General features: G+C 32.1%; 18 protein-coding genes. 15 read left to right on the top strand and 3 right to left on the bottom strand.

Translation table 11 applies throughout. From position 1 onward, the window contains the following. The first annotated feature begins 3 nt into the window (after positions 1 to 3). Together B0A81_RS16605 and B0A81_RS16600 are read left to right on the top strand one after the other, a co-directional pair. Positions 4 to 1,512 carry an O-antigen translocase gene (locus B0A81_RS16605; RefSeq protein ID WP_089059062.1) on the top strand — a complete coding sequence of 503 codons (1,509 nt, stop codon included), beginning with the start codon at positions 4 to 6 and terminating at the stop codon, positions 1,510 to 1,512. After that, positions 1,493 to 2,239, top strand: a complete 747-nt coding sequence (locus tag B0A81_RS16600) for an LbetaH domain-containing protein (RefSeq protein ID WP_089059061.1) — start codon at positions 1,493 to 1,495, stop codon at positions 2,237 to 2,239. The genes B0A81_RS16605 and B0A81_RS16600 overlap by 20 nt, the downstream gene beginning before the upstream one ends. A gap of 125 nt (positions 2,240 to 2,364) precedes the next feature. Here B0A81_RS16600 and B0A81_RS16595 read toward each other — a convergent pair whose 3' ends face one another. Next, entirely contained in the window at positions 2,365 to 3,267 is a 903-nt protein-coding gene (locus B0A81_RS16595) for a glycosyltransferase family 2 protein (RefSeq protein ID WP_089059060.1), read from the bottom strand. Between the two features lie 45 nt (positions 3,268 to 3,312). On the opposite strand from B0A81_RS16595, the gene B0A81_RS16590 reads away from it, so the two are divergent. The 3 genes from B0A81_RS16590 to B0A81_RS16580 are packed head-to-tail and all read left to right on the top strand — an operon-like array spanning position 3,313 to position 5,901. Beyond that, on the top strand, positions 3,313 to 4,410 hold the full coding sequence (locus B0A81_RS16590) for a glycosyltransferase (protein WP_089059059.1): 1,098 nt from the start codon (positions 3,313 to 3,315) through the stop codon (positions 4,408 to 4,410). A 4-nt stretch (positions 4,411 to 4,414) separates the two neighbouring features. Beyond that, on the top strand, positions 4,415 to 4,819 hold the full coding sequence (locus tag B0A81_RS16585; protein ID WP_089059058.1) for a sugar 3,4-ketoisomerase: 405 nt from the start codon (positions 4,415 to 4,417) through the stop codon (positions 4,817 to 4,819). Next, positions 4,816 to 5,901 (top strand): glycosyltransferase family 4 protein, encoded by a 1,086-nt coding sequence (locus B0A81_RS16580; protein WP_089059057.1) that lies wholly within the window; start codon positions 4,816 to 4,818, stop codon positions 5,899 to 5,901. Before B0A81_RS16585 ends, B0A81_RS16580 begins: the two co-directional genes overlap by 4 nt. A 263-nt stretch (positions 5,902 to 6,164) precedes the next feature. Here the strand turns inward: B0A81_RS16580 and B0A81_RS16575 are convergent, their stop codons facing one another. Together B0A81_RS16575 and B0A81_RS16570 are read right to left on the bottom strand one after the other, a co-directional pair. Next, complete coding sequence (locus B0A81_RS16575; protein WP_089059056.1) at positions 6,165 to 7,043, bottom strand: glycosyltransferase family 2 protein; 879 nt, start codon at positions 7,041 to 7,043, stop codon at positions 6,165 to 6,167. Then, positions 7,044 to 7,727, bottom strand: coding sequence for a cell division ATP-binding protein FtsE (locus B0A81_RS16570; RefSeq protein ID WP_089059079.1), 684 nt, complete (start codon positions 7,725 to 7,727; stop codon positions 7,044 to 7,046). Between the two features lie 342 nt (positions 7,728 to 8,069). Here B0A81_RS16570 and B0A81_RS16565 point away from each other — a divergent pair, with 342 nt between their 5' ends. From B0A81_RS16565 to mdh, 10 genes are all read left to right on the top strand, one after another. Next, entirely contained in the window at positions 8,070 to 11,084 is a 3,015-nt protein-coding gene (locus B0A81_RS16565; protein WP_089059055.1) for a tetratricopeptide repeat protein, read from the top strand. 99 nt (positions 11,085 to 11,183) lie between these two features. Then, entirely contained in the window at positions 11,184 to 12,047 is an 864-nt protein-coding gene (locus B0A81_RS16560; RefSeq protein ID WP_089059054.1) for a PhzF family phenazine biosynthesis protein, read from the top strand. A 135-nt stretch (positions 12,048 to 12,182) separates the two neighbouring features. Beyond that, complete coding sequence (locus B0A81_RS16555; RefSeq protein WP_089059078.1) at positions 12,183 to 13,934, top strand: TonB-dependent receptor; 1,752 nt, start codon at positions 12,183 to 12,185, stop codon at positions 13,932 to 13,934. A gap of 219 nt (positions 13,935 to 14,153) precedes the next feature. After that, positions 14,154 to 14,684, top strand: coding sequence for a GNAT family N-acetyltransferase (locus B0A81_RS16545; protein WP_089059052.1), 531 nt, complete (start codon positions 14,154 to 14,156; stop codon positions 14,682 to 14,684). Positions 14,685 to 14,749: 65 nt separating this feature from the next. Then, the gene (locus B0A81_RS16540) at positions 14,750 to 15,199 is read left to right on the top strand and encodes a hypothetical protein (RefSeq protein WP_089059051.1); all 450 of its coding nucleotides are present in this window, start codon (positions 14,750 to 14,752) and stop codon (positions 15,197 to 15,199) included. A gap of 526 nt (positions 15,200 to 15,725) precedes the next feature. Next, a complete protein-coding gene (gene asnB / locus B0A81_RS16530; RefSeq protein WP_089059049.1) occupies positions 15,726 to 17,402 on the top strand; it encodes an asparagine synthase B in 1,677 nt (558 codons plus the stop codon). A gap of 313 nt (positions 17,403 to 17,715) precedes the next feature. After that, positions 17,716 to 19,332 carry an asparagine synthase B gene (gene asnB, locus B0A81_RS16525; protein WP_089059048.1) on the top strand — a complete coding sequence of 539 codons (1,617 nt, stop codon included), beginning with the start codon at positions 17,716 to 17,718 and terminating at the stop codon, positions 19,330 to 19,332. 253 nt (positions 19,333 to 19,585) lie between these two features. Continuing rightward, on the top strand, positions 19,586 to 22,318 hold the full coding sequence (locus B0A81_RS16520; protein WP_089059047.1) for a M16 family metallopeptidase: 2,733 nt from the start codon (positions 19,586 to 19,588) through the stop codon (positions 22,316 to 22,318). A 331-nt stretch (positions 22,319 to 22,649) separates the two neighbouring features. Beyond that, positions 22,650 to 24,590, top strand: a complete 1,941-nt coding sequence (gene gyrB / locus B0A81_RS16515; RefSeq protein ID WP_089059046.1) for a DNA topoisomerase (ATP-hydrolyzing) subunit B — start codon at positions 22,650 to 22,652, stop codon at positions 24,588 to 24,590. Between the two features lie 109 nt (positions 24,591 to 24,699). After that, complete coding sequence (gene mdh / locus B0A81_RS16510; RefSeq protein WP_089059045.1) at positions 24,700 to 25,635, top strand: malate dehydrogenase; 936 nt, start codon at positions 24,700 to 24,702, stop codon at positions 25,633 to 25,635. Positions 25,636 to 25,912 lie beyond the last annotated feature (277 nt).

Here is a 25,912-nt window from a genome sequence, read left to right as displayed (position 1 = left end):
TTAGTGTCTGATAGTAAAAAATCATATCGTGATATTTTAAAAACAACTTCGTTTTTTGGAGGAGTACAGTTTTTTTTGATTTTAATTTCTGTTATTCGAACCAAGTTAATTGCTGTTTTTATTGGTCCAGCAGGAATGGGAATTGTTACTTTATTAAATTCAACTTTAAGTGTTTTAAACAGTATTTCAAGTTTAGGAATTGAAACCAGCGCGATAAAAAGCATTTCCGAAAATTATAAAAACGATGATATAAAAACAGTCTCAAAAACAATTCAAATTGTAAAAAAGATTGTTTTTATCACTGGAATTACTGGAATGCTGTTTACTTTAATTTTTTCAAAAGCCTTAAGTATCATTACTTTTGGCGATTCAAGTCAAACCTATTCGTTTGCATTACTTTCTTTAACCGTTTTATTTAAGCAATTATCTTCAGGGCAATTGGCTGTTTTGCAAGGTTTACGTCAATTCCGATTTTTAGCCGAAGCCAATCTATATGGTAATTTATTCGGATTACTATTTTCCATTCCGTTGTATTATTTTTTAAGGATTAATGCCATAATTCCAACCATTTTCATAGCTTCATTATTTGCCTTAATTTTTTCATTTTACTATTCCAATAAAATAAAAACAGAGAAAGAAAGAATTCCTAAAACAGCAGTTTTCGCAGAAGGAAAATGGATTGTAAAACTTGGTTTTATGCTGACTATAAGTAGTGTTTTAACGCTTTTGTCAACATATCTAGTTCAGATTTATATTGGTAAAACCGGTGGATTGGAGCAAGTAGGTTTTTACAATGCAGGATTTACATTACTGAATTCTTATGTTGGAATTATTTTTACAGTCATGAGCACCGATTATTTCCCAAAATTAGCGTCTGTAAATACTGATAACAATAAAATTAGAACCAGCGTACAGCAGCAAGCTTTTATTTCAATTTTGCTTATTACGCCAATCATTGTTTTGTTTCTTACTTTAAGCTCAGTAATTGTGCAGCTTATTTATACCGCAAAATTTGATGCTGTAATTCCTATGATTTGCATTGGAATTTTAGGAATGTTGTTTCGTGCCGTTTCGTGGGCAATGGGATTTGTTTTAATTGCCAAAGGTGATTCGAAAATGTTTGTAAAAACTGCCATTGGATTCAATATACTGTCGTTATTGATGAATATTTCAGGCTATTATTTTTATGGTTTGGAAGGTCTTGGGTTTAGTTTCTGTTGTTATTTTTTATTCCATTTTATAGGCTTAAAAATAATTACTAAAAAACGATATGATTTGTATTTTCAGAAAGATTTCTATGCAATTTATCTCGTGTGTTTTATAATCTGTATTACTGCATTTTTATTAAGATATATTGAAAGTGAAGTTTTAAAATACACTTTATTATCTATTATGATTTTGCTTTCTTTTTGGTTTAGTTGGTTTCAAATCAATAAAAAGATAAATTTAAGCGAAATATTTACGTCATTTGTGCAGCGAAAAAAAGACAGAAATGATTCGGAGCAGTTATAGAAAATGTCATTCTTTTTACCAAAAAATCAAGTTTTTCTCTAAAGTAAACTGGATCAAAACGCTGTATTTTAATTTCAAGAAATTTCCTTTCAAAACAGCAAAAAAACTTCCCGTTTTCTTTTATGGACCTGTAAAGTTAACTTCGATAAAAGGCGAGATTCACCTTGATGGAAAAATTCAAAAAGGAATGATAGGTTTTGGCCAGCCTTATGAATTAAATTCTGTTCATAAAGGAGTTGCTGAAATTGCTGTTTATGGAACGTTACTCTTTAAAGGGAAGTTTCAATTTGGAAAAGATTATTTTCTATTTGTTGGTGAAAACGGCGTTTGTGAGCTTGGCAATATGGCTTCAATGGCTTCAAGTTCAAAATTAATTTGTACTGAAAAAGTTGTTTTAGGAGATTATGCCAGATTTGGCTCTGAATCGCAGATTATTGATACTAATTTTCATGATTTAATTGATACGGAAACAGGTGAGAAGTTTAAAAAATCGGCTCCAATTCGCATAGGAAATTATAATTTTATAAGCAACAGAGTTTCGATTCTTAAAGGAACTCAAACACCTGATTTTTGCACTGTTGCATCAAATAGTTTGTGTACAAAAGAATATACAGCTTTAGGCGAAAATATTTTAATTGGCGGTGTTCCTGCTAAATTGATCCAAAAAAATATTTCCAGAGATTGGCAGGGAGAAAAACAACAACTAGATGATTTTTTGACAATCTAAAAAAAAATAGACGCAGATGACGCGGATTCGCTAAAGCGAAAACGCTGATAAAAACGGATTTTTTTAAATGTATTACTATCAAAAAAAGTGATTTATCCCCGTCTTTACGAAGTAAATCCGTAAAATCAGCGTTCAATTATTATTCGGATACGTTGTTTTATTTCTAATAAAATATATCGAAACAACAATTTGAAATTCGAAGTTTTAAATGCCAAAATCATTTCAAAATGCATTCGTTTTAAAATTGCTTTGTGTTCTTCTTTTGTTCTGTTTAAAGCAATTGCCTTTTGGATAATCAAATAAGTAGAATGATTTATTTTTCTAGACCTTTCGTCGTTTTTAAGGAAAAAATGAGTTCCTTGAGAAGTTGACACAATTCGTTTTTGAATCAAAATGGCATCAATAAAATCAAAATCATATTTACGAGAAGCGCGAATCCAAAGATCTAAATCTTCATAGGCAAGATTTTCATCATAACCTTGTAAATCATTAAAAACAGATTTTTTGACCATCGATGAAACGGAACAAATACTATTACCGCCAGAAATAACACTTAAATAAATATCGCCGGCTGCTCTAGTTTCAATTGTTTTTTTTGACGAATCAACAGGGAAGTAATAAGAGTCAAACTCACCATTTTCAGTAATTAGTTCCGTATTTCCGTAAACAACACCAAGGTTTTTGTATTGAGTTTTTTGAAATGCTTTTATTTGAAGCGAAACACAATTTGCTGCTAAAATATCGTCGCAGGCTAAATCAATTATGAAATTACCTTTTGCATGTCGAAGCGCTTTATTAAACGATTTGGTACTTCCTAGATTCGTTTCATTTTCAATAAATAAAATCTCAGGATAATTGATAAGCCAGTTTTTAATAATTTTTCTTGAATTATCGGTGCTGAAATCATCAACAATAATTAATTCAACGTAAGGATAATCTTGATTAACAGCCGACATTAAGCTCTCGACAATAAACCTTTCGTGGTTATAACACAAGCAAATTATAGTCACTAATGATTTATCCGGCATATTATTTTAAAAAGTTATATTTGATACGAAAATAAGAAATCACGAATGATATTGTCTCACAAAAAAAAGAAAATTGCGCTGATTGGTTATCGCTTAAGCGGAGGCGGAAGCGAAAAAGTGATGGCAAACTTATCTGTTTTTTTTGAAAGCAAAGGTTTTGAAGTTGATTTAATTATTGTTTTAGACGAAGTTAGCTATCCCTATTCTGGGAAATTGGTAAACCTGGGTTTACTCAAAAATAAAAGCAATGGTTTTTTTAATAAAGCCAGAAGATTAAAGGTTTTAAGGGATTATTTGAATCAAAATCAATTTGATTTTATTATTGATTTTCGCTTTCGGACTAAGGTTATTCAAGAGCTTATTTTGGCTCGATTTATTTACAATACAAAGACTATTTTTACGGTTCACAGCTTTTTAATCGATCATTATATGCCCAATAATTCTTGGCTGACACGATTAATGTACAATCATTGTTTTGCGAATGCTGCCATTACTGAAGAAATGAAAACGCTGATAGAAACTAAACATCAATTAAAAAATGTTGTAACAATTGCAAATCCTGTGAACTTTGATGAGATTGAGCAAAAACAGAATGAAAAGATAGATTTACAGTTTGATTTTATAATTGCAATAGGACAGTTTGAAAATGAAATAAAACAGTTTAACAAACTCATTTCGAGTTACGCTGAATCTGATTTGCCTCGAAATAAAATTCATTTGGTTATTATTGGAAATGGAAACGAAAACAAACTCAGAAAAGCAATTTTAGAGAATAATAGTACTGATTTTGTTCATCTTTTAGGTTTTCAGAACAATCCATTTAAATATTTCAGTAAAGCAAAATTCTTAGTTCTAAGCAGTAAAAATGAAGGTTTTCCAAATGTTATTTTAGAAGCTTTGGCGTGCGGAACTCCAGTTGTTTCATTCGATTGTGATTTTGGTCCCAGAGATATGATTTCTTCTTTTGAAAATGGTATTTTAGTAGAAAATCAAAATTGGGAAAAATTAGCCAGCGCCATGAATTTGTTTGTTTCAGATGAGAATTTGTATAATCACTGTAAGCAAAATACAATTAAAAGTGTGAGCCCTTTTTTATTAGAAAAAATTGGCGAACAATGGCTGAATTTAATGAATTTGAACTAAAAATATGACCACAATTCAAGACATAACATTGATTAAAATTCCTGTAGTAGAAGACTTAAGCGGAAATCTGGCTTTTATTCAAAACGGAATTTTACCTTTTGAATTCAAGCGGGTTTATTATCTTTTTGATGTTCCAAGCACAGCTTTTCGAGGCGGACATTCGCATGTTGATCAGCACAAGGTTTTAATTGCTTTGAGCGGTAGTTTTGAAGTGATTGTAAATGACGGAAAGGAGAAAAAAAGCTATTTACTCAATAAACCAAATGTTGGATTGCATTTACCAAATGGAATTTGGCGTGAATTAGAAAACTTTTCTTCTGGTTCAGTTTGTCTTGTATTAGCTTCAGATGTTTTTGAGGAAATGGATTATGTCAGGGATTATGAAACTTTTTTGAAGTCTAAGAAATGAAACTGCTTTATATTGTTCCCACAATTAAAAATGCTGATGGTGTTGCGAGAGTTTTATCCATTAAAGCCAATTATTTTATAGAACATTTCAATTATGAAATTCATGTTTTGTCTCAAAATGAAACGGACAAATTGCCTTTTTATGACTTCAATTCTAAAGTTGTATTTCATTCTATTGCGCTGCAAGGAAATGCTTTTAAGTTCTTAAAATCCTATCAGAAACAAATCAATCAAAAAATACAGGAAATAAATCCTGATGTTATTTTAGTTGCAGATAACGGTTTAAAAGCATTTGTTTTTCCTTTTTTAATTAGTACAAAACGTCCAATTATTCTAGAATGTCACAGCTCTAAATTTATTGAAGAGAAACAGCAGAAATCAGGTTTCTTGTCGAAATTAGTTTCAAGTATAAAATATCGTTTTAAAGATTTTGGTGCGCAAAAGTTTATCCAAGTTGTTGTTTTATCAAATGAGAATTTAAAAGAATGGAATGCGAAAAATGCAGTTGTAATTCCTAATCCGTCTTGGATTAAAACAGAAGTAACAGCTTTTTTACAAAACAAAAAAGTAATTGCCATTGCCAGAAATTCATACGAAAAAGGTTTAGACCGATTATTGCCCATTTGGTCAAAAATAAATGAAAAGCATTCGGACTGGGTTTTGGATATTTATACAGATGAAATCGATTCGTTGAAGAAAGAGGTTGTTCGTTTAGGATTAAGTTCTGGAGTTAATTTTTTCCCCTTTCAAAAAAACATTGAGAGTATATATTTAGAAGCTTCTATTTTCGTTATAACTTCTCGATTTGAAGCTTTTTCTATGACTTTGGTTGAAGCAATGTCTTTAGGATTGCCTTGTATTGCTTACGATGGTCCCGCGGGTCCAAGATCTATTATTACTAATGAAACAAATGGATTTTTGGTTCCTGACGGAAATATAGAATGGTTTGCAGAGAAAATTTCAGTTTTGATTGAGAATGAAAATGTACGAAAACAAGTAAGTTCAAATGCAAAAGAATCTATGAAGCTTTACGAGATAGATGCTGTAATGGAAAAATGGAAGAAACTGCTGGAAAGTTTGTAACTATATTTCTGTTTCAGGTAGTTAATTTAAACGCATAGTCCCGATAGCTATCTGGATAGGTTCTAGTTTCTTATAAAAAAAAAGCATTTCATTTGATTAAAAAACACAAAGTATGCTTATGTGAAAGAAGTGTATTTCTTTACTGTATACTTTTTTGCTGTAAAATCTATGTTCCTATTTGTTTAAATAAAATGTTTTAGGATTCGAAAGAAATGAATAGATAAAACAATTACAGCCAGTAGATTGTTAGATTAGTGGTGATTTTATTTTAAACTGCAGATATAACTTATTTTGAATACGTTCAACAGTGTTAAGGAAGGATTGTTAGAATTTAATTGTTTGTAAATAATTCGATTAAAAGCGCTGTAAAACAAGTCTAAAGCAAATTTTAGTTTATATTTTTTTAGCAGATTGTGTGCGTATAATATTTTTACAAAACTAGGATCAATTTGTTTTTTTTGATCTAAAATAATCAGGTTTTCCAAACTATTTTTTACTTTTGAAACGTAAGTTTTACTGCTGTCAATTTCTCCATGTTCAACAGCATTATCAATATGTTTTACACTAAAGTTTGATTTACTGACTTGAAAAGCAAAAAGAGTGTCTTCGTGACCGTATTTTGTTAAATCAGAATCAAATTGTATAGTGTTAAAACAATCTTTTTTGATCAAAGTATTATTGAACATCAGAGTTTTGAAAACAGAAGAATTTCTTTGAGAAACAGTTTTATCTTCAATCAATCGTCCATATTTCCATCTTAATTTTTGTTCTTTAGATTCGACTTTCAGCGGATGAATTCTGCCGCCGTAAACGATATCGAAAGAAGTATTATCGAGATAATTTTGTATAAAACGGGAATTGATAATAATAGAATCTCCATCAATAAAAAGAAGATTCTCGTATTTAGCTTTTGAAACAAGTAAATTTCGATTAGAGCTTAATCCAATGTTTTTTTCTAAAGAAATAAAAGAGGAATTCTGCAAAGAATTTATAGACTCATTTTCCTTGTTTAGTACAGAATTTGAGGCGTCATCTTGAGCAATTATTTCAAAATGAATTCCACAGAAACTGCATTGCTTTACGAGTTCGTTAACGAGCGATAAAACATTTTGATTGTAAACCGGAATTAAAATCGAAAGCATTTACACGTTTCTTTGCACTACTTCAAAGATTCTTTCATCTTCACATTTTAATGTTTTAGATGGAAATTTCATCAATAATGCATAATCGTGAGTCGCCATGATAATAGTTTTACCATTAGCATTAATCGTTTTTAGCACTTCTAAAACTTCTGAACTCGTTTGAGGATCAAGATTTCCTGTTGGTTCATCGGCTAAAATAAATTCTGGATCGTTAAGCAAAGCTCTTGCGATCGCAACACGCTGCTGCTCTCCTCCAGAAAGTTGGTGAGGCATTTTGTTAAGATATTCTTTCATGCCCACTTTATCCAGAACTTCATCAATTTTACGTTCCATTCCTTCTTTGTCAACCCAGCCGGTTGCTCTTAAAACAAAAAGCATATTGTCTTTTACAGAACGGTCTGGAAGCAATTTGAAATCTTGAAAAACAATTCCAATTTTACGTCTTAAATACGGAATATCATTTTCTTTTAAAGTAGCCAAATCAAAATCGACTATGTGACCTTCACCTTCCGTAAGCGGTAAATCTGCGTATAAAGTTTTTAAGAAACTACTTTTTCCAGAACCGGTTTTACCAATGATGTAAATAAATTCACCATGCTGAACATCTAAATTAATGTGAGATAAAATTTTTCTTCCTTCTTGATATATAGTGACTTCTTTAAGAGACAGTACGGTTTGTGACATAATAAAATTGATTTGATTGGTAAAAGTAATAAGATAACGGTTGGATTCAAAATAAATTTCAATCATTTCTTATAAAAAATCGAAATGTGATTTTAAACCATATAAGTCCTATAAGTTCATTTTAGAGATGTTTGTTTGGGATTTTTACTACGGCAGCTTACATGATTTCTCAGCGTTGGAAAAAGATTATAAAACTCTTGACTTATAATTACTTATAGGACTTATATGCTTTGAATTATGCTTTTAAACTGTAGATCTTAATTTTTTGTTCATAATAAAAGTCTGAAACGTTTCGTTATAAACGGTATAAAATGATAAATTTGAATACTAAATAAAACTAAAATGCGTAAACTTTCCTGGTTCTTTTTATTCCAAATTATCCTTATCTCGACCACGATTTCAGCACAAAAATCAGCTATTTATACTTACGATTTAAAGGATTTTGACAAAGCACTGGCTTTATATAATGATAAACAATATGCTTCGGCACAACATATTTTTCAGTATGTAAAAAATCATGCTGATACTGAAGAAGTAAAATCTGATTGTGCTTATTACATTGCTAATTGCGCTATTAGAACAAATCAGGTTAATGCCGATGAGTTAATGGCGAAGTTTGTTGACGATTATCCAACAAGTACAAAGCAAAATCAGGCTTACATTGAAGTTGCGCAATATTTCTTTGAACAAGGAAATTATCCAAAAGCATTGCAATGGTTTGATAAAGTAGATGAAAGTTACATGAGTAAATCTGACTCAGATAAATTTAATTTCCAAAAAGGATACAGCTATTTTAATGCTAAAAAGAAAAAAGAAGCCACAACTTATTTTAATAAAGTAGTGAATTCTCCTGTGTTTGGTTCTCAGGCTAAATACTATTTAGGATTTATGGCTTATGAAGGCGACGATTACAAAGAAGCAACTAAGTATTTTGATGAAGTTTCGGGTGAAGAAAAATACAAAGAAAAGCTTTCGTATTATCAGGCCGATATGAATTTTAAACTTGGAAATTTCCAAAAAGCAATCGATTTGGGTCAAAAAGCAATGGCGAAATCAAATGCGATGGAAAAATCTGAATTGAATAAAATTATTGGCGAAAGCTATTTCAATTTAAAACAATACGATAAAGCGATTCCGTTTTTAGAACAATATGAAGGTAAAAAAGGAAAGTGGAATAATACCGATTTTTATCAGTTAGGTTATGCTTATTATGAGCAGAAAAACTACGAAAAAGCAATTTCGCAATTCAATAAAATTATCGAAGGAAAAGATTTTGTGGCTCAAAATGCTTACTATCACTTAGGTTTGAGTTATTTGAATACGGGTAAAAAACAAGAAGCGTTGAATGCGTTTAAAAATGCTTCGGAAATGGATTTTAATGCGCAGATTCAGGAAGATGCAGCATTAAATTACGCTAAAGTGAGTTATGATATTGGAAACGCTTATCAAACTGTTCCTGGTGTTTTACTTGATTTCTTGAAAAAGTATCCAAATAATTCCAGCAGAGCAGAGGTAGAGAAACTTTTAGTAGATTCTTATATTTCTACAAAAAACTATAAAGAGGCTTTGACTTTATTGGAAAAAAATAGAACTGCAGAAAATAAAGCGGCTTATCAAAAAGTACTTTTTTACAGAGGTGTAGAATTGTTTAATGAATCGAATTACACTGAGGCTGCAAAAATGTTTAAAAATGCAATCAGCGAACAAAAAACGCCTGAGTTTACAGCTCGTGCTACTTTCTGGAAAGCCGAAACAGAGTATGTTGCGGATGATTTTCAAAATGCATTGTTGACTTACAAACAGTTTGCTGGACTTGCTGCGGCAAAATCTACTGCTGAATATAAAAACATCAATTATAATATTGGTTATACTTATTTTAAACTGAAAGAATACGATCAGGCGGCTAATTCATTTCAAGCTCAAATTGATAATTCAAAAGAAGATAAAGTTCGTTTAAACGATTCGTATTTGCGTTTAGGAGATTCTCGTTTTGTAACTTCAAAATATGCACAGGCGAATGAAGCTTACGGAAAAGCAATTGATGCAAAAGGAGTTGATGCTGATTACGCACAATTTCAAAAAGCACTTTCTTACGGTTTTATGTCTAAAAACGATCAGAAAATTGCTGAGTTGAATAACTTTCTTAAAATGTATAAAAAATCAGAGTATCGTGATGATGCTTTGTATGAATTAGGAAATACTTATGTGGCTGATAAAAAGAATGATCTAGCGATTAAAACTTTCGATCAGCTGATTTCAGAATATAAAAATGGTTCGTTTACTTCAAAATCGATTTTAAAACAAGGTTTGATTTATTACAATTCAGATCGTGACGAACAAGCTTTAACGAAGTTTAAAAAAGTGGCAGCAGAATTTCCAAAAACACCAGAAGCGCTTGAAGCTGTTTCGACTGCGAGATTGATTTATGTTGATTCAGGAAAAGTGGACGAATATGCAACTTGGGTTCGAACATTGGATTTCGTTTCGGTTACAGATGCTGAGTTGGATAATGATACTTACGATGCCGCTTTTAAACAATACAGTCAAAGCAACAATAAAGCTGCAATTACTGGTTTTGCAGGTTATGTGAGTAAATTTCCATCAGGATTACACGCACTTGAAGCTAACTTTTATTTGGCACAGCTGACTTATGCTGAAGGTTCTGAAACAAAAGCGGCAACAAATTATCAATATGTTATTGATCAGCCAAGAAGTGAATTTACAGAACAATCGTTAAGCAGATTGGCTCAAATTTACCTAAAAGCAAAAGACTGTGATAAATCGATTCCGGTTCTAGTACGTTTAGAAAACGAAGCTGATTTTCCTCAAAATAAAAGTTTTGCACAGGCTAATTTGATGAAATGTTATTATGATAAAAAAGATTATAATAATTCAGTTGTGTATGCTGATAAAGTATTACAGAATGTAAAAACGGATGCAAACGTAAAAGCTGATGCTCAAATTATAGTTGCGCGTGCGGCAATGCAGACTGGTGAAGAAGAAAAAGCAAAAGCGGCTTATGCAAAACTTTCGGCAACTTCAAAAGGAGAATTAGCAGCAGAAGCTTTGTATTATGATGCTTATTTTAAAACGAAAGAGGGCAAGTTTGATGCTTCAAATGTATCTGTACAAAAATTAGCGAAGAATTATTCGGCTTATAAATATTATGGAGCAAAAGGTTTGGTTTTAATGGCTAAAAATTTCTACGGATTAAAAGACAGCTATCAGGCAACTTATATTTTGGATAACGTAATTAACAATTTTACAGATTTTCCAGATGTTGTTGAAGAGGCTAAAAAAGAGTTGAGTGCGATCAAATTGGAAGAGTCTAAAACCAATTCGTCGATTAATAAATAAGAAAAAAGAGAATAGAAGCAAGAGAATAGAAGCAAGAAGAAAGATTGCTAAAGTCTTTCCTCTTTATTCTTTCCTCAATTCTCTAAAAAAAAGAAAGAAATGAGTTTACCTTTTTATATAGTTGATGTTTTTGCAGATAAAAAATATGCTGGAAATCAGTTAGCGGTTTTTTTAGATGCAGAAAATTTAAGTAAGGAAGAAATGCAGCAGATTGCAAGAGAAATAAATTTTGCAGAAAGCACATTTGTAACCAAACTGGATAAAGAAAATAATAAAGCCGAGATAAAAATATTTACTCCTGCTCATGAAATGCAGTTTGCAGGACATCCGATAATTGGAACTTCATGGGTTTTGATGAATAAAGTATTTGATAATTCGCCAGAAAGTATAAAACTAAATGTGCCAATTGGACCTATTTCAATTCATCAATCGGAAGGTTTGATTTGGTTAAAAGCAGCACAGCCAAAATTTTGGGACATTTTTTCGAAAGAAGATTTTTCAGTATTCAGTAATTTGAAAAATCACGATTTTGAAAATCAATTTCCAATTCAGGAAGTTACAACCGGAAGTGCTTTTGTAATGGTTGGATTAAGCAGTAAAAGAGCGCTTGAAGATTTGGTTTTAGACAAAGATAAAACCGATGAATGGTTGAAGAAGAATTGTAAAACTTCACACAGAGCATTGTATTTCTATTATTTAGAAGGTTCAAAATTGTTCAGCAGAATGTTGTGTATTGAACATAACCAATTAGTTGAAGATGCAGCAACAGGAAGTGCGAGCACTTGTTTACAGGCATTTTTATTAAAATATCATAAGCCACAACTTGAAATAGTTAATTATCAAGGAGATTATATTAATCGTCCTTCAGAAATTTATTTTAAAGGAGAATTAAAGGAGAATGACTTTGATATTAAAATAGGAGGAAAAGCTCAATTTATTGCAAAAGGCGAGTGGGAAGCTTAAAAATTAAAGAATTAGAAAATTAGATAATTGTTAAGATGTAAAAAGTGAAATGTGAGAAGTGCAATGTTTCTGGAGGAGTTTTTTAGAGTTTACATTTCACATTTTACAAAAGACATTTTACAAAAAAAAAGATATATGAAAATTAATTGCCGAAATAAAATCATCGTTTTACTAGTGTTGCTTGTTGGTCAGCTTTCATTTTCTCAAAAGAAAAATGAAAACATCGGAACTGAAACTGTAAATGTGGTAAAACCTTATTCGCCGACAATCTCAGACGCTTTTAAAGTAAAAGAAACTCCTTCGCTGGACGATGCTGGAAATCAGCCTAAAGAAACGATAAAATATAGTATTTTATCAGTTCCTGTAGCGTCGACTTTTACACCATCAAAAGGAAAAGCTGAAGGCGTTGAAAAATCAAAAAAGGAAAGATTGTTTAATAATTATGCGACTTTAGGTGTTGGGAATTACGGAACATTAAACGCAGAGTTATTTGTAACGCAGGATTTAGGAAATAATGATTATTTAGCAGGAATGTTTCGTCATCATTCTTCGCAAGGTGGAATTAAAGATGTTAATCTGAACGATGAGTTTTATGATACGGCATTGAATGTAGGTTACGGCGTAATTAATCGTGATGTATCTTGGGGAGTTGATTTGGGTTATCAAAACCAAATTTATAACTGGTATGGTCTGCCTTCTGATTTTGGAATGACGCTTCCGCCGGCAACGCAAGAAGATTTGATTCGAGGAATTAATCCAAATCATTCTTATAATACTATTTCATTAGGAGGAAATGTAGAGTTTAGCGAAAGTATTTTTAATAAAATCGATGCGAGATTTACACATTTTTCGGATAGTTTTTCTTCTTCAGAGAATCGTTTTTATTTAAAACCGACTTTTAAAGTCGATGTTATGGATCAGGCAATCAATACCAATATTATTGTAGATCACGTTAGTGGTTCGTTCGATCATAATTATGCGTATAATAATGTTGAGCCATTAAAATATAGTTTAACAAATTTTGGAGTTGAACCTAGTTTTGTGATTCATGAAAACGAATGGACGCTAGAGTTAGGAGCGGGATTATTTTATGCTTTAGATTCAGAAAACAGCGGTAATAAGTTTTTTGTTTATCCAAAAGTAAATGCTTCATACAAATTGGTAGGTGATTTAATGATTTTTTATACAGGAGTAAATGGAAGTTTGAATCAAAACTCTTATGCTGATTTTGTTACTCAAAATCCATTTTTATCTCCAACTTTAAATATGAAGCCAAGCAGTACTCAGTATAATGTTTTTGCAGGATTAAAAGGTAAACTGGCAAATAATATCAATTATAATTTAACCGCTTCTTATTTGAATGAAAAGGACAAAGCATTGTTTAAAAGCAATGATTATACAGAAGATTTTTCGAATCAGAATTATGCTTTTGGAAACTCATTTGGGGTGATTTATGATGATGTTAGAACTTTGCGTTTCTACGGAGAATTAAAAGCTGATTTTTCTCAAAATGTTTCTTTTGGAATCAACGGAACTTTTAATAGTTATAAAACAGACGGTTTAGAAGCATGGAATCTGCCTTCTATGAAATTGAGTTCAAATCTAGATGTTAATATTACTAAACAATGGTACGCTGGTTTAAATGTTTTTTATGTAGGAGAACGTAAAGACATGCAGACTAATTTGAATGTAGCAGCTCTTGGAAATCCAATTACATTAAAAAGTTATTTTGATGCTAATGCACATTTAGGATACAAATACAGTGAACGTTTGACTTTCTTCTTAAAACTGAATAATATAGGAAATCAAGCTTATGAAAGATGGTTGAATTATCCGGTACAAGGATTTCAGGTTCTAGCTGGAGGAAATTATAAATTTGATTTTTAAGGATTCTTAACCGCAATCTCAATAGCTATCGGGAGCTAAGATTTTACTTATTACTGCGTTTGAAAAACACAAAGTTCGCAAAGCTGGTTCAATACAAAGCTTTGCGAACTTTGTGTTTTATAATTCGTAAAAATTTGTGTAATTCCTGGCTGACTTTTTTTGTGACTGTATAAAACCTTTGCATCTTTGTAACGTAGAACCTTTGTAACTTTAGAAAAGATGGAAATCAAACTTAGACAAGAAAATGAAAATGATTATAAAAGTGTTTTTGAGTTAATAGAAAAGGCTTTTGAAAAGGAAGAATACAGCGATCACAAAGAGCAATTTTTGGTTGAAAGACTGCGAAAATCGGAAGCTTTCATTCCTGAGTTATCTATTGTTGCCGAAATTGAGAATAAAATCGTCGGACATATTTTATTTACAAAATTGGAGATTAAAAATGAATCTCAATCATTTCAGTCTTTAGCGCTCGCTCCAGTTTCGGTTTTGCCAGAATTTCAAGGAAAAGGAATTGGCTCAAAACTTATTTTATACGGTCATGAAACAGCAAAAAAGTTAGGATATAAGTCGGTTATTTTATTGGGACATCAAGACTATTACCCGAGATTTGGTTATGAACTTTGTGAAAAATACAATATCAAAATGCCTTTTGATGTTCCTGCAGAAAACTGTATGGTGGTCTCTTTGACTGAAAATGGATTGTTTGGTGTCAGCGGAAACGTGATTTATCCAAGTACTTTTTTTGAATAAAAAAAATAGACCAAGAGAAAAAACCTTTGCACCTTTGCAGCTCAGAACCTAAGTACCTTTAAAGAATGGAATTCAAAGAAAAAATATACAATCATTATCTACAAATGGTTCAGGATCGAATTGATGTTTTTAAAGACATGATTTCCGGATTGACAGAAGATTCTAAAAACGATGCAAAAGGATCGGCCGGCGATAAGCACGAAACGGCTTTGTCGATGATGCATATCGAACAGGAAAAATTGACCAATAAATTAAAAGAAGCAATTGCGCAGAAAGCAATTTTAGATAAGATTGATCCTCTAAAGACTACCGAGAATATTATTTTAGGAAGTCTGGTAAAAGCAAATGGAATCTATTTGTACTTAAGTGTTGCGCTTCCTAAAATTACAATCGACGGTATTAATGTTATTGCGCTTTCTCCGCAATCTCCGTTGGGAAATCATTTAATGGGAAATAAAGTTGGTTTTGAGTTTGAGATTAACGGTACAAAGTATCTCATTCAAGAAATTAGCTAATGGATTATCCTTATTTAATATGCAGTTTTTCTTTATTTGGAGCCTCTTTTGCTTTTTATAAACTTCATAAACTGTGGAAAAAAGATGTTTTAGAAAATAATAAACGATATAAATCTGAAGTTAATTTTAAGACGTTCAAAAATTGGACTACTATAATTACGTTTATAGTTTTAGGAATAATCTATTTTTTTAAAGCATTGCCATAACTGCAATAGTCTCCTTTCAGTCGAAATGACAATATTGAGAAAATTTCTTTGTGCTTTGGTATATTTTTAGTGTTTTTTAAATATCTAAATATTTAATTCAAACATTTGTGTAAAACCTTCAATTTTACTCATGTTTTATCTCTGAAATTAAAAATTATAAGTTTAGCCCTTTTTTTGATGTTAAAATTTTACATTTTGTATGTAAAATTTGTTTTATGGTTTTAAATTGTAACTGAATTTGATATTTGTGTTTTTCAATTGTAACTGATATTGCATCTTTGCCTTATCAAATTAAAATTTAAAAATAAAAATATAAGATTATGTGTGGAATTGTATGTGCCTTTGATCTAAAACAAAAAGCCGAGACTTTAAGACCTCAAGTATTAGAAATGTCTAAAATCATTCGTCACCGCGGACCGGACTGGAGCGGAATTTACAGCAATGATAAAGCTATTCTTTCTCATGAGCGTTTGGCTATTGTAGATCCAGCTTCAGGAAAACAACCTTTATTTACAGAAGATAAAAAATTGGTTTTGGCTGCAAATGGTGAAATTTACAACCACAGAGAATTGCGTAAACAATTTGAAGGAAGATATAACTTTCAAACAGAAAGTGACTGCGAAGTGATCTTGGCTCTTTACAAAGAAAAAGGACCTCATTTTGTTGACGAAATGAACGGAATCTTCGGATTTGCTATTTATGATGTTGATAAAGATGAGTATTTTATTGCTCGTGACCATATGGGAATTATTCCTTTGTATATCGGTTGGGATCAGCACGGAACTTTTTATGTAGCTTCAGAATTAAAAGCTTTAGAAGGATACTGTACAAAAATTGAGTTGTTTCCTCCAGGGCATTATATGACAAGTAAAGATGGTGAATTTGTACAATGGTACAAAAGAGACTGGACAGAATATGATGCAGTAAAAGATAACGAGACTAGTATTCCAGAAATCAAAAAAGCGTTAGAAGCTGCGGTTCATAGACAATTAATGAGTGATGTTCCTTACGGAGTTTTACTTTCGGGAGGTTTAGATTCTTCTATTACTTCGGCTGTAGCCAAAAAATTTGCGCAAAAACGTATTGAGTCAGATGATACTACAGATGCTTGGTATCCGCAATTACACTCTTTCTCGGTTGGTTTAGAAGGTTCGCCGGATTTAGCAGCAGCAAGAAAAGTAGCAGATCATATTGGAACGATTCACCACGAAATTAAATTTACAATTCAAGAAGGTTTGGATGCTGTTCGTGATGTAATTTACAACCTTGAAACTTATGATGTTACTACAGTAAGAGCTTCAACTCCGATGTGGTTAATGGCAAGAGTTATCAAATCAATGGGAATTAAAATGGTGTTGTCTGGTGAAGGTGCAGATGAGTTATTTGGAGGATATTTATATTTCCATAAAGCACCAAACGCAAGAGAATTTCACGAAGAAAACGTTCGTAAATTAGGAAAACTTCATATGTACGACTGTTTGCGTGCTAACAAAAGTTTAGCTGCATGGGGAATTGAAGGGCGTGTTCCTTTCTTGGATAAAGAATTTATGGATGTTGCAATGCGCATCAACCCGCAAGATAAAATGATCAACAAAGAACATCCAATGGAAAAATGGGTTGTTCGTAAAGCTTTTGAAGATATGCTTCCAGAAAGTGTTGCATGGAGACAAAAAGAACAGTTTTCTGATGGAGTAGGATACAGCTGGATTGATACTTTGAAAGAAGTGGTTGGCAGAGAAGTTTCGGATGAGCAATTGGCAAATGCAAAATACAAATTTCCATTGCAAACGCCAACGTCAAAAGAAGAGTACTACTATCGTTCTATTTTTGCAGAGCACTTTCCAAGTGACGCAGCAGCATTATGTGTACCTCAAGAAGCAAGTGTAGCTTGTAGTACAAAAATCGCTTTAGAATGGGATGAAGCATTTAAAAACATGAACGATCCTTCTGGAAGAGCAGTTGCAAGCGTTCATGATGATGCTTACGCTAAAGCATAAAAAAGTTTATTTTAGAATTAGTATATTTTGATGAAAGACGTTCTCTAACCGAGGACGTTTTTCTTGTCTAAGAATGTTAAATTGTTTGATTTTTAGTTTTTTAAGCGTGAAAAATTGAAAATTGATTTTGCTTTTCTTTTATATTTGATATTTATCAAAATAAAATAAAATCAACGCATTTTTTAATACTAAAAAATTAGAAAAGAAAGAATTAATATTTAGCTTTGCTTTTAATAGAAATTTTAATGATTTTTTAATGTTGGATTCAATTTGAATTTTCATTGAAGGGAATATAATAAAAAAATAGAATAGTATGTCTGGATTATTAGCCGTTATAGGCAAAGGAAAAGACCCGCAGCTTGTAAAAGAGCTTTCTAAAAGAATGTCATATCGTGGTCCCGATGAGAGTGATTTACAGATTATGGAAAATGGCAGTATACTTTGCCATGAAAGTTTATCTATAATAGATTTGCAGTCAGGGAAACAACCTATTCAGGGAACTAAAAAAGCCTGGATGGTTCATGATGGTGAAATTTATAATTATCAGGAATTAAAAAATACGATTTTAAAAGAGCATACATTCAGAACAAATTCAGATTCTGAGGTTATCGTGCATTTGTATGAAGAATTTGGATATGATTTTTGTAATAAGTTAGACGGAGATTTTGCTTTTGTAATTATTGATGGTGATAATTATATTGCCGGACGTGATCCAATTGGTGTTAAACCTTTGTATTATGGTTTGGATGAAAGAGGAAGAATATATTTTGCTTCAGAAATGAAATCGATAGCAGACCAATGTAAGTCGTTTTCAACATTTCCTCCAGGACATTATTATACAGCAAAAAAAGGTTTTGTAAAATATTACAATCCAGAATATGAAGATCGTGCAAAGGCTAATCAGTCTTTAAATTTAGATGTGATTCGTAAAACATTCGTAGAAGCTGTTCGTAAGCGCTTGATGGGTAATGTGCCGGTTGGTGCTATATTATCAGGAGGTTTAGATTCTTCTTTAATATCCTCTATTGCTTCACGTTTCTTTAAAGAAGAAGGTAAAAAACTGTCAACATTTTCTATTGGTTTAGATGCTGATTCACCAGATAATAAAAAGGCTCGAAAAGCTGCTGAATTTTTAGGAACAGATCATCATGAAGTTCATTTTACTGTTGAAGAAGGTGTAGAAGCATTAGAAAAAGTGATTTATCACATAGAAACGTACGATATTATTTCAGTACGTTCAGGAGTTCCAATGTACTTATTATCGAAAGCTATCAGCGAGAAAGGAATAAAAATAATATTTTCAGGAGAAGGTGCTGATGAAATTTTTGGAGGTCATTTGTATTTTAGAAATGCACCTTCGGCAGAAGAATTTCAAGATGAAACAATTGAAAGAGTTCAGAAGCTATTTACAGCTGATTTACTTCGTGCCGATAAAGCAACAATGGCAAATGGAATAGAAGCTAGAATTCCGTTTCTGGATTCCCATTTTTTAGATGCTGCAATTCGAATTAAAACGGAAGAGAAACAGCCTAAAATGTATGATGGAATTGAAAAATACATTTTGCGTAAAGCTTTTGATACACCAGAAGATCCTTATTTGCCTGAGAGTGTTTTATGGAGACAAAAAGAACAATTTTCTGATGGAGTTGGATATCGCTGGGTTGATGAACTTATAGAATATTGTTCGTCTCAAGTTACAGATGAGCAATTGGCTGGTGCGGCGGGAGAATTTCCGTATAATACACCAACAACAAAAGAAGCTTATTATTATAGATCAATATTTCATAAGTACTATCCGCAGGTTAGTGCGGGACAAACCGTTAGAAAATGGATTCCGAAATGGCAGGATAATCTTGATCCAAGCGGAAGAGCAAATGCGGCGCACGTTGCAGATGATGTGGAAACCGTAAAATCAGGATTAGCAATCTAAAGTTGGAAATCCATGTTTCTATTTTGATTTAAAATCTTAAAATAGAATATAAAAAATCCGAAACTACCTTTTAAAGGTGAGTTTCGGATTTTTTTTGGTTTAGAATTAAGAGGTTTTACTAAGCAGTATGTTAGAAGTTTATCTAAAAAGTAAAATGCTAAAAGTAAGTTAATTTCAATTTGCCTTGGTTAGGAAAAATACTATATTTGAGTACCAAAAAAAATACTGCTTATTTAATCACTAACTATTACCTATGAGAAAATTATTACTAAGTGGAGCGTTGTATTGTGCGTTTGTCTCCATGAGTTCTGTTAATGCACAAAAGATTGAAACACCAAAATACATCAAAAATGTTGAAGGTGTAAAAGAATATTCTTTGAATAATGGATTGAAAGTTCTTTTGATTCCAGATGCTTCACAAAGCAATATGGTTGTGAATATTGTTTATAATGTAGGATCGAGACATGAAGGTTACGGCGAAAAAGGAATGGCGCATTTATTAGAGCATATGCTTTTTAAGAGTACAAAAAATCTTGGTGATATTAAAAAAATGCTTTCTGATAAAGGAGGAAGTGCAAATGGAACTACTTGGTTAGATCGTACTAATTATTATGAAGTTTTTCCATCTACTGATGAAAACTTAAAATGGAGTGTTGAAATGGAAGCTGACAGAATGATAAATGCTACCATTTTGCAAACTGATTTAGATAAAGAATTTTCGGTAGTTCGAAACGAATTTGAAATAGGAGAGAATAATCCTGACGGGGTTTTACAGGAAAGAATTTTATCGACAGCTTATCTTTGGCATAATTACGGAAATAGCACTATTGGAAGTAAAGAAGATATAGAAAGAGTAAAAGCGAATACACTTAGAGTTTTTTATGAAAAATACTATCAGCCAGACAATGCGACTTTGATTATTGCAGGTAAATTTGACGAGCAAAAAGCATTGCAGTATATTGGGCAGTATTTTGGTGCAATTGCAAAACCTAAGCGAGTTTTAAATAAAACATATACGATTGAACCAGCGCAAGACGGTGAAAAGTATGTAGAACTTAAAAGAGCTGGTGACAGTAAAAATGTTGGAGCTTTGTATCATACAGCAGCTTATGTCGATAAAGATTATGCGGCGATTGATGCTTTAGGTGAAATTTTGACTTCAGATCCTTCAGGATATTTGTACAAAGCGTTGGTAGAAACTCAAAAAGTATCTAGTATATATTTCTGGCAGCCAACAACTAGAGATGCTAGTTTTATGTATTTTGGAGTTGCAGTTCCTAATGATAAGGATGTAGTAGCGACAAAAGATTTAGTAAGAACAGAGTTGGATAAGATAGCTTCTACAAAATACACAGATGAAGATGTAAATAGAGCTAAAGCGAAACTTATTAAGCAAATTGAAAGTGTAAAAAATAATACTATTTCATTTGCCATAAATCTTACTGAAATTATTGGTGCGGGCGATTATAGATTGGGCTTTTTGTATAGAGATGCAATCGAAAACCTGACAAAAGAGGATATTCAAAGAGTTGCAGAGAGATATTTTAGAAGTAATAACAGAACAATCGGGATATTTGTTCCATCAAAAGACGAGCAAAGAGTTAAACCTTCAGAATATACAGATGAGCAGTTAGCAGCTTTTACAAAAGACTACAAAGGAAAAGCTTTAGAGAAAGAAACCGCAGCTTTTGAAGCTTCTATAAAAAACTTAAAACAAAATTTTGTTGAAGGAAAATTAAGCAATGGAGCAAAATATGGTCTTATTAAAAAAGAAATAAAAGGCGGAAAAGTGCAAGCTAGTTTTAAGTTTCCTGTAAGTAATGAAAAAGACTTGGCAGGAAAAACAAATACTGGAGCGATCCTTGCGCAATTGCTAAAAACAGGAACTAAAACTAAAACTAAGGAGCAAATTAGTGATCGATTAGATCAGTTAAAGTCTAGTTTGAGTTTTAATTATTCTGGGCAGAATTTGACAGTAAATATCAATACATACAAAGAAAGTTTCAAGGAAGTTATGGAGATTTTGGGTGATTTATTGGTGAATTCAACTTTTCCTCAAAATGAGTTAACCAAAACAATCAACGAATACAATACTTATCTAGAATCTAGTTTGAATGATCCTCAGGCTGTTGCTTTTGTTCAGGTTTCAAAACAAACGGAAGAATATGCTAAAGAAAGTATTTTTTATACATCAACAGTTCAAGAACAAATTGATGCTTATAAAAAGATAAAACAATCAGAAATAGTTGATTTTTATAATAATATCTTAGGAGGAAACAACGGATTTGGGAGTGTAGTTGGGGATTTAGATGCAAAAACTACAGGAGAAATTTTAGAGAATACATTTGGGAAATGGAATTCTAAATCAAAATATGTGATGGCACAGCCAACTTTTTTTGAAACAAAAAAGTTAGACAAAGAATTTATCACGCCAGATAAAGAAAATGCTGTTGCAATAGGAAAAATAAGTTTTAAAATGAACTTAAAAAGTCCTGATTATCCGGCATTTGTTATGGCGAATGAAATGTTAGGAAGCGGAGGTTTTTTAACAGCCAGAATTCCGATGAGATTAAGGGAGAAAGAAGGAATTAGTTATGGAGCGGGATCGTTCATAAATGTACCAGTTACAAACGATGTTGCATATTGGTTGTATTATGCTTTTTTAAATCCAACGAAAAAGAATGCAGTTGAAACTGCTGCTAAAGAAGAAATTTCAAAAGCACTAAAAGATGGTTTTACGGCTGAAGAATTAAAATCAAATTTAACAAGCTGGCTTAATGAAAGAAAAACTAGATTAGGAAATGATGGTACTTTGATTGCTTTAACAAATTCTTATCTTCAATACGGAACTCCCCTTGAGGATTATGATACGCTTGAAAGTAAAGTAAAAGCGTTGAAAATTGAAGAAATTAATGCTGTTTTGAAAAAGTATATAAGCTTGGATAAAATGACTTCTATTTATGCTGGAGATTTTAACAAAAAATAATAAAGGTTAAAATTCCCAACTTTATAAAATCCAATTTGGGATGAATTATAAAATCCGAAATAACATTAAATTGTTATTTCGGATTTTGCTTTTATGTTGTTTTCCGTTTTGAGATTTGGAATTTAAAATATTCGTGTTTGAAAAAAATGAAGATATTTTTGGTTTTATTTTTTTAAGAGGCTATTTTTTGGAATTTAGAGGTTATTTTTTGATTTTTTAAACAATTGTGTTGATAACTTAAGTGCTTTAAGTCGGAATTTTATGGGTATATAGTCCGCGTTTTTATATATTTGCGTGTTAGACAATAAATACATTTTTTAGAATAAATTATATGAGCGAAGAAATCAAGAAGAACAATTATTCAGCAGATAGTATTCAGGCATTAGAAGGAATGGAGCACGTAAGAATGCGTCCATCGATGTATATTGGAGATGTAGGGGTTCGAGGGCTGCACCATTTGGTTTATGAAGTTGTCGATAACTCAATTGATGAGGCAATGGGAGGACATTGTGATACGATTAGTGTTGCAATAAACGAAGATGGCTCTGTAACAGTTGAAGATAACGGACGTGGTATTCCTGTTGATTTACATAAAAAAGAAGGAGTTTCTGCACTAGAGGTTGTAATGACTAAAATTGGTGCCGGAGGTAAATTTGATAAAGATTCTTATAAGGTTTCTGGAGGTCTTCACGGTGTTGGGGTTTCTGTAGTAAACGCACTTTCGGTTCATATGAAATCGACAGTTTTTAGAGAAGGTAAAATTTACGAGCAAGAATACGAAAGAGGAAAATCTCTATATCCAGTTAAACAAATAGGAGAGACTGAAAAAAGAGGTACACGTCAGACTTTTTACCCTGATAATACCATTTTTACGCAAACTACAGAGTTCTCTTATGATACTTTATCAGCTCGTATGCGTGAGCTTTCTTTCTTGAATAAAGGAATTACAATTACGTTTACAGACAAAAGAGAAGTAGATGAGAAAGGCGAATTTAAAAGCGAAGTATTTCATTCGACAGAAGGTCTTAAAGAATACATTCGTTATTTAGATGGTAATCGTGAGCCAATTATTTCTCACGTAATCAGCATGGACCACGACAAAGGTGAAATCCCTGTTGAGGTTGCCTTGATTTATAATACAAGTTATACAGAGAATATTTTTTCTTACGTAAATAATATTAATACACACGAAGGAGGAACTCACCTGCAAGGTTTTAGAAGTGGTTTAACAAGAACCCTTAAAAAATATGCAGATGCTTCTGGAATGTTGGATAAATTGAAATTCGAAATTGCGGGAGATGACTTCCGTGAAGGATTAACAGCTATTATTTCGGTAAAAGTTGCTGAGCCTCAATTTGAAGGACAAACAAAAACAAAACTTGGAAACAGAGAGGTAGTTTCTCCAGTTTCTCAAGCTGTTGGAGAAATGTTAGAAAATTATTTGGAGGAAAATCCAAATGATGCAAAAATAATTATCCAAAAAGTAATTTTAGCAGCTCAGGCACGTCACGCAGCAAAAAAAGCGCGTGAAATGGTACAGCGTAAAACTGTAATGGGCGGCGGTGGATTGCCAGGAAAATTATCTGACTGTTCAGAACAAGATCCAGCAAGATGTGAGGTTTATCTAGTCGAGGGAGATTCGGCTGGTGGAACAGCAAAACAAGGACGTGATCGTAACTTTCAAGCGATTTTACCATTACGTGGTAAAATCTTGAATGTTGAAAAAGCGATGCATCATAAAGTATTTGAAAACGAAGAGATTCGTAATATCTTTACGGCTTTAGGGGTTACAGTTGGAACTGCAGAAGATAGTAAAGCATTAAATCTTGAGAAACTAAGATACCACAAAGTAATCATCATGTGTGATGCCGATGTCGATGGTAGTCACATTTCTACCTTAATATTAACATTCTTCTTCCGTTTCATGAAAGAGCTTATAGAAGAAGGACACGTTTATATTGCTGCACCACCTTTATACTTAGTTAAAAAAGGTCAAAAGAAAGAATATGCTTGGAATGATGTTCAACGTGATCAAGCTAACGAAAGAATGGGAGGAAGTGCTGCTATTCAACGTTATAAAGGTCTTGGAGAGATGAACGCGGAGCAGTTATGGGAAACAACCATGGATCCAAGCTTTAGAACACTGCGTCAAGTAACTATCGATAGTTTAGCTGAAGCTGATCGAGTTTTCTCAATGTTAATGGGGGATGAAGTACCGCCGCGTAGAGAATTTATCGAGAAAAATGCAGTTTACGCAAATATTGATGCATAATAAAACAGAATAGAACCTTCAATTCGTTTAATTGTTTAAATTTACTTAAACGATTAAACGAATTGTTGATTTATAAATAAACAGATTAATAACCGATAAAGTAAAAAATATGAAAGTTACTATTGTAGGAGCAGGAAATGTTGGAGCTACATGTGCAGATGTTATCTCGTATAGAGGAATTGCAAGTGAAGTAGTATTGTTGGATATTAAAGAAGGTTTTGCTGAGGGTAAGGCTTTGGATATTATGCAATGCGCCACCAATACTGGTTTTAATACCAAAGTATCAGGTGTAACCAACGACTATTCTAAAACTGCAGGAAGTGATGTAGTTGTAATTACATCAGGAATTCCAAGAAAACCAGGAATGACCAGAGAAGAATTAATAGGTATAAACGCTGGAATTGTAAAAACTGTTGCAGAAAATGTATTGAAACATTCTCCAAATACTATAATTGTTGTAGTTTCAAATCCAATGGACACTATGACTTATTTAGCTTTAAAAGCAACAGGTTTACCAAAAAATAGAATTATAGGTATGGGAGGTGCGTTAGATAGTTCTCGTTTTAGAACTTATCTTTCTCTTGCTTTAGACAAGCCTGCAAATGATGTTTCTGCTATGGTGATTGGCGGACACGGTGATACTACTATGATTCCATTAACACGTTTAGCGTCTTATAATGGAATTCCAGTTTCACAATTTCTTTCTGAAGAAATATTACAAAAAGTTGCGGCCGATACAATGGTTGGAGGTGCAACGCTTACAGGACTTTTAGGAACATCTGCTTGGTATGCGCCGGGAGCTTCTGTGGCATATTTAGTGGATAGTATTTTAAATGATCAGAAAAAAATGATTGCTTGTTCTGTCTTTGTAGAAGGCGAGTATGGGCAAAATGACATTTGTATAGGAGTTCCGTGTATAATTGGTAAAAATGGAGTTGAAGAGATCGTGGATATTAAATTAAACGATCAGGAGAAAGCTTTGTTTGCTAAAAGTGCAGATGCAGTTCGTAGCATGAATGATGCTTTAAAGTCGATTTTAGTATAAAGAATTTGATAAAAAAAGGAAAAGGCTGCACTTTTGCAGTCTTTTTTTTGAGATTAATTAATAAATAAATTGCTTAATCATTTCGAGAATTATATATTTGCTCGGTTTAAAAAAAATGTTGTAATTCGTGATCTCGATTTTTTAGTTTTAAAATCTCATGTCAGGGCTTATTTTTAGGGAATTTAGAACCAAAAACAAACAATAAAACATAATTAATTTTTAGTAATAATGCAGAATAAAGGACTTATTAAATTTTTCGCAATTCTATTTGCATTGG

Origin of the sequence: Flavobacterium plurextorum (assembly GCF_002217395.1) — a bacterium.
GTDB classification, from domain to species: domain Bacteria; phylum Bacteroidota; class Bacteroidia; order Flavobacteriales; family Flavobacteriaceae; genus Flavobacterium; species Flavobacterium plurextorum.
Note: the sequence above shows the minus strand (reverse complement) of the source record. Positions and strands in the feature narration are given on the sequence as shown.